We start from the raw sequence: 4,752 nt of genomic DNA, 5'->3' as shown, positions 1-4,752 counted from the left end.
CCTCTCCAGCGGGGAGCAGCCGCCGGTCTGGACCACAGGGCATACGGCAAGCACCGACGTGCCCGTCGAAACCCATTGGGAGACCTACGTATCCATGCTCTCGGGCGACCTCGTCATGCCCGGCGGCGATCGTTTCGAGCCCGAGGGCCCGCTCGCCGTCGGGACGCGGATCGCGGTCACGCCAGCCGGCCAGGAGACCATCTCGTCCGAGATCACGGTCTTCGACGCCCCACACTTGTGCACCGACCGGACCCGTTTCGGCGGTGTCGTGCTCGACTTCACCCACACCTTCGAGGCGGCCGGCGCAGGCACGCGCATCGTGCACATTCTGAAGATCACCGGAGACGGCGGCGCCGAAATCGGCCCGCAGATCAGCGCCGACTTCCCGGACCAGATGGAGCAGTTGATCCGCGCCGCCAAGCGCCGCTCAACCGCCGCTTCCGCGGACTGATGCCGTCGCCGGAACGGCCGGCCACCCCGTCACGGACCACGCCCGCGCCATCCCCGCGAGACGCGCACAATATCCGCCGTGCCGTATGACCGTCCAACCCCCCCGGCCCTCCTCGCCACCATCGCCCTGATCCTTGGCGGCATCGGAATCGGCATCACCGAGTTCGTGACGATGGGGCTGCTCCCCCAAATAGCCCAGGGCCTGCACGCCAGCATCCCCCAGGCCGGTCACGCAATCAGCGCGTATGCCGTGGGCGTCGTCGTCGGTGCGCCCGTCCTCGCCGCATGGGGCGCCCCGCGGCCGCGCAAGGGGCTCCTAATTGGGCTCGCGCTCGCCATCGTCGTGGGCAATGCGTTGTCCGCGCTGGCACCGACCTACGAGACGCTTCTTGTTGCCCGGGTCATGGCGGGCCTGCCGCACGGGGCCTACTTCGGCGTCGCCTCGCTCGTCGCCATCGACCTCGCCCCGCCGGGCCAGTCGGGGCGCGCGGTCGGCCGGGTGATGCTCGGCATACCGATCGCCAATCTGGCCGGTGTCCCGCTGGTGACGTGGATGGGCCAGGCGATCGGGTGGCGCAGCGGGTATTGGACCGTCGCCGTTGTTGCCCTGGCCGCGACCGCGCTCATCGCCCTCGCCGTGCCGCGGACGAATGCGCCCGATGGCGCGTCGGTCCGGAATGAGTTGCGCGCGTTCGGCTCGGTTCAGGTCGCGCTGACCTTCATCGCCGGGTCGATCGGCTTCGGCGGGATCTTCGCGATGTATTCGTATGTCGCGCCCCTCATCACCGAGGTCAGCGGCGCCCCCGAGCGGCTGGTCCCGCTCGCCCTCTTCGCATTCGGCCTGGGCGGGCTGATCGGCAACACCGCCGGCGGGCGCATGTCGGACTGGTCGGTCCTGCGCGCGATCGTCATCTCCTCGCTGGCGATGGCGCTCGCGCTAGTCGCCCTCGCGCTCACGGCCCGGTGGTTCGTCGCTGCGCTCGCCCTGATCTTTCTGGCGTCGATCACGGGCGGCTGCCTCGCCGTCGCCGTCATGCTGCGCCTGATCGGCGTCGCCCGCTCGGCACAGACCTTGGGGGCCGCCAGCAGCCACGCCTCGCTCAATATCGCCAACGCCCTCGGTGCCTGGCTCGGCGGTGTCGTGATCGCGCGCGGCCACGGATATGCCGCACCGAGCCTGGTGGGCGCGGTGCTCGCACTGGGCGGGCTTGCGGTCTTCGGGCTTTCCATCGTCAAGCACCGCAGGGACCTGCGCGCCGGTCAGGCCGCTCCCGTCCTGGACGGTCAGGCAGATCCCGAGCCCTACGGTGGCGGCGTCGCGTGAGCACGGTGGACGGCATACGAGCGCGACCGACCCGGACGGCGGAGTTGTCCACGTGAGCTTCCGTAGGCGCAGGGCGCCACACCTGGGAGCATGCGGCATACCCAGCGACGTGTCCCACCTGCCAGGCTCGACGGTGCGCGCGACGTCTGCATCGCTGCGGTTTGCCCTCTTGCTCACCGCCGCGTCGGGCTTCCTTGATGCCTATGCTCTGGTCTCGCGTGGGGTGTTCGCGGCGCGCAGACCGGAAACATCGTCCTGCTGCTCGTCTCGGCTTCCCGCGGCGAATGGGCCCAGTCGCTCAGCCATCTCTGGAGCGTCCTGGCGTTCATCGCCGGTGTCGCCCTGGCCGTCGACCTGCGCCGGCGGCTGCTCGCGACGGCGGCCGCCGACGGTCCGCCGGCCCGGATCCGCCACCCGATCCGGTGGATCCTGGCCATCTAGGCCGCCATTTTGCTCGGCCTCGGGTTCGTCCCGGCCTCGGCCCCGGCAGTCGTCGTCATCGCTCCGCTGGTGCTCATCGCCGGCATGCTCTTCGCTCTCTTCAAGCAGGTCGAGGGCCGCGCGTATGTGCCGGTCACGATGACCGGGAACCTGGCCCGCCTCGTCGAGTCGCTCCACGGGCAGGCCGTGGTCGGTGACCCGAAGGCCCGCCCCGCTGCGCGAATAGATGGGTCGGGGCTGTATGCCGCGGGCGCGTTCGGAGGCGCCGCCATCACCCGCTGGCTGGGGTCCCAGGCGATCTGGGTCGGTGCCCTCGGTATGGCGCTGCTCTTGGTCTTCTTCGTCCTGGACGACGTCCGCGGATGACGTCGCCGGCGGCGCCCACGACCCCCGACAACATCCCTGTTGACGTGCCCCGGGCGACATTGGGTCGAGCCACGCGGAGCAACAACTTGCTGCGTTCTTGACCTGACCAACGACGCGCCGCGAGATCCAGGGCGTGCGCCTCTTCCGGGGTCTCGAGACGATCCGCCGCAAGCTGCTCACCGATTTCGACCTGCACACGATGCTCCGCCTGCCGACCGGCAACTTCTATGCCCAGGGCGTCAAGGCCAACGTCCTCTTTCTTCGACAAGTTGGTCGCCCGGCCCGGCATGCCGTGGACCCAGCGCCTCTGGGTCTACGACCTGCTCACCAACAAGCACTTCACCCTCAAACAGAACCCGTTGCGGCGAGCCGATCTCGATGACTTCGTCGCGGCATACCGGCCAGGCAACCGCGACAAGCGCGAGGCGAGTGAACGCTGGAAGTCGTTCTCCTACAATGAGATCATCGCGCGCGACAAAGCCAACCTCGACATCACCTGGCTGCGAGACGAGTCACTCGAAGATCTCGACAACCTCCCCTCCCCCGATGTCTTGGCTCGTGAAATCGTCGAAGATCTCGCGGCGGCCCTGGCCGAGTTCGAAGCCGTCGCCGCGGCGCTGGAGGAACGACTCAGCTCCAACGCCTGAGCTGCCTGCCGCCCGCCACGAGCTGGACATCACCACGTCCGTGGGCGTGAGGCTCGGATCACGGGCTAAGCAAGGAGAATCTCGCTTCATGGGATGGTGGAGCAATCAAGTCGTGCCGCGCGTCATCGACTACTCCCTCAAAGGGGTCGCGGTTGGCGAGGAGCGGGCGAATGTATGCCGCGGACTCACCGGCCGCGTCCTGGAAGTCGGCTTCGGCAGCGGACTGAACGTCCGGTGGTATCCCGGCGATGTCACCTCGGTGAGCGCGGTGGAACCCTCGGATGTTGCCTGGCGGCTGTCCGAGCGCAGGCGCGAGCGCACGTCGATCCCCATCGCGCGCCACGGGCTCGACGGGCAGCGGCTCGCGGAGGCGGATGTGGCATACGACGCAGTGCTGTGCACCTTCACGCTGTGTACCATCCCCGACGCTGGCGTGGCGCTCGCGGAAATGCGCCGCGTCTTGCGGCCGGGCGGCCGCCTCCACCTGCTCGAACACGGGCTCAGCAACGACCCCGCCGTGGTCGGCTGGCAACGTCGGCTTGAGCCGGTGCAACGGCGCGTATGCGGCGGCTGTCACCTCACGCGCGATCCGCTCGGCTTAGCCCGCGACGCCGGCTTCACGGTGGAGGACAGTGTCGTCGGTCCGATGCCCGGCTTCCCGGATCGCTCCCCGCTGACCTTCCGCTTTCGCGCCCGGCTGTCGGCACCCTGAGTCCAAAGTGCCACCGCTGGTACCATATGTGGCGTGAAGACCACGCTGTACCTTCCCGACGACGTGAAACGTGCCGTCGAGGTGGAGGCGCGCCGTCGGGGGATATCCGAGGCCGAGGTGGTTCGAGACGCCCTGCGCCGCACGTTGCTCAGTGGCGTTGTCCGGCCACGGGGAGCCCTCTTCACTGGCTCCGAGCCGGTCGCAAACCGCGTCGATGAACTCCTGGCCGAGGGCTTCGGGTCGTGATCGTCGATACCAGCGCGCTGCTGGCCTACTTTGACGCGAACGAACCCGCTCACACGTCCGTCGCCGCGGCTATCGAAGCGAACGAGGAACCGCTCGTCATCTCGCCATTCGTCATCGCCGAGCTGGATTATCTCGTCCTGAGCCGCTACGGGTCCCGCGCCGAGCAGGCCGTGCTCGCCGAATTGTGTGGCGGCGCCTGGGAACTCGCGGTCATGGACCGGAATCGCCTGGCACGGGCTGCGGCCCTCGTCGAGGCGTATGCCGATGTTCCCGTCGGCGTGGCTGACGCGTCGTGCGTTGTCCTGGCCCAGGAGTACAAAACGACCGTCATCCTGACCCTGGATCGCCGTCACTTCACCATCCTTCGGCTCCCTGACGGGCGCGCCCTCCAGGTCCTGCCCTGACTCACCCAACTCCCTGCGCAAGGATGCGAAGCCCTCATTAGGCGTCGAGTTCGCGCTGGACCATCCGGGTGAACTCGCGCACCGCTTCGTCGGCAGCGGCCCGGTCACCGTCGATCAGCAGGTCGAAGATCAGGCCCTGCCCGACCGCGAGGGTGAGCCGGG

At 68.8% G+C, this 4,752-nt stretch carries 6 protein-coding genes and 1 pseudogene; all 7 read left to right on the top strand.

Translation table 11 applies throughout. The features are described 5' to 3' along the window. A partial coding sequence (locus tag PKH97_RS13795) for a hypothetical protein (RefSeq protein ID WP_324388109.1) occupies positions 1-451 on the top strand: 451 nt, incomplete at its 5' end. Between the two features lie 78 nt (positions 452-529). Next, entirely contained in the window at positions 530-1,774 is a 1,245-nt protein-coding gene (locus tag PKH97_RS13790; protein WP_324388108.1) for an MFS transporter, read from the top strand. A 243-nt stretch (positions 1,775-2,017) separates the two neighbouring features. Next, positions 2,018-2,581: pseudogene (locus PKH97_RS13785) on the top strand (DUF1275 family protein); the annotation flags it as partial. Between the two features lie 287 nt (positions 2,582-2,868). After that, positions 2,869-3,228: a hypothetical protein gene (locus tag PKH97_RS13780; RefSeq protein ID WP_324388107.1), complete on the top strand. Its 360-nt coding sequence runs from the start codon at positions 2,869-2,871 to the stop codon at positions 3,226-3,228. Positions 3,229-3,316: 88 nt separating this feature from the next. Further along, positions 3,317-3,940, top strand: coding sequence for a class I SAM-dependent methyltransferase (locus PKH97_RS13775; RefSeq protein ID WP_324388106.1), 624 nt, complete (start codon positions 3,317-3,319; stop codon positions 3,938-3,940). Positions 3,941-3,973: 33 nt separating this feature from the next. After that, positions 3,974-4,186, top strand: a complete 213-nt coding sequence (locus tag PKH97_RS13770) for a CopG family transcriptional regulator (RefSeq protein ID WP_324388105.1) — start codon at positions 3,974-3,976, stop codon at positions 4,184-4,186. Continuing rightward, the gene (locus tag PKH97_RS13765; protein ID WP_324388104.1) at positions 4,183-4,590 is read left to right on the top strand and encodes a PIN domain-containing protein; all 408 of its coding nucleotides are present in this window, start codon (positions 4,183-4,185) and stop codon (positions 4,588-4,590) included. The genes PKH97_RS13770 and PKH97_RS13765 overlap by 4 nt, the downstream gene beginning before the upstream one ends. Positions 4,591-4,752: the final 162 nt, after the last annotated feature.

It is taken from the genome of Nostocoides sp. (assembly GCF_035343835.1).
In the GTDB taxonomy this organism is placed as follows: Bacteria; Actinomycetota; Actinomycetes; order Actinomycetales; family Dermatophilaceae; genus Nostocoides_A; species Nostocoides_A vanveenii.
Note: the sequence above shows the minus strand (reverse complement) of the source record. Positions and strands in the feature narration are given on the sequence as shown.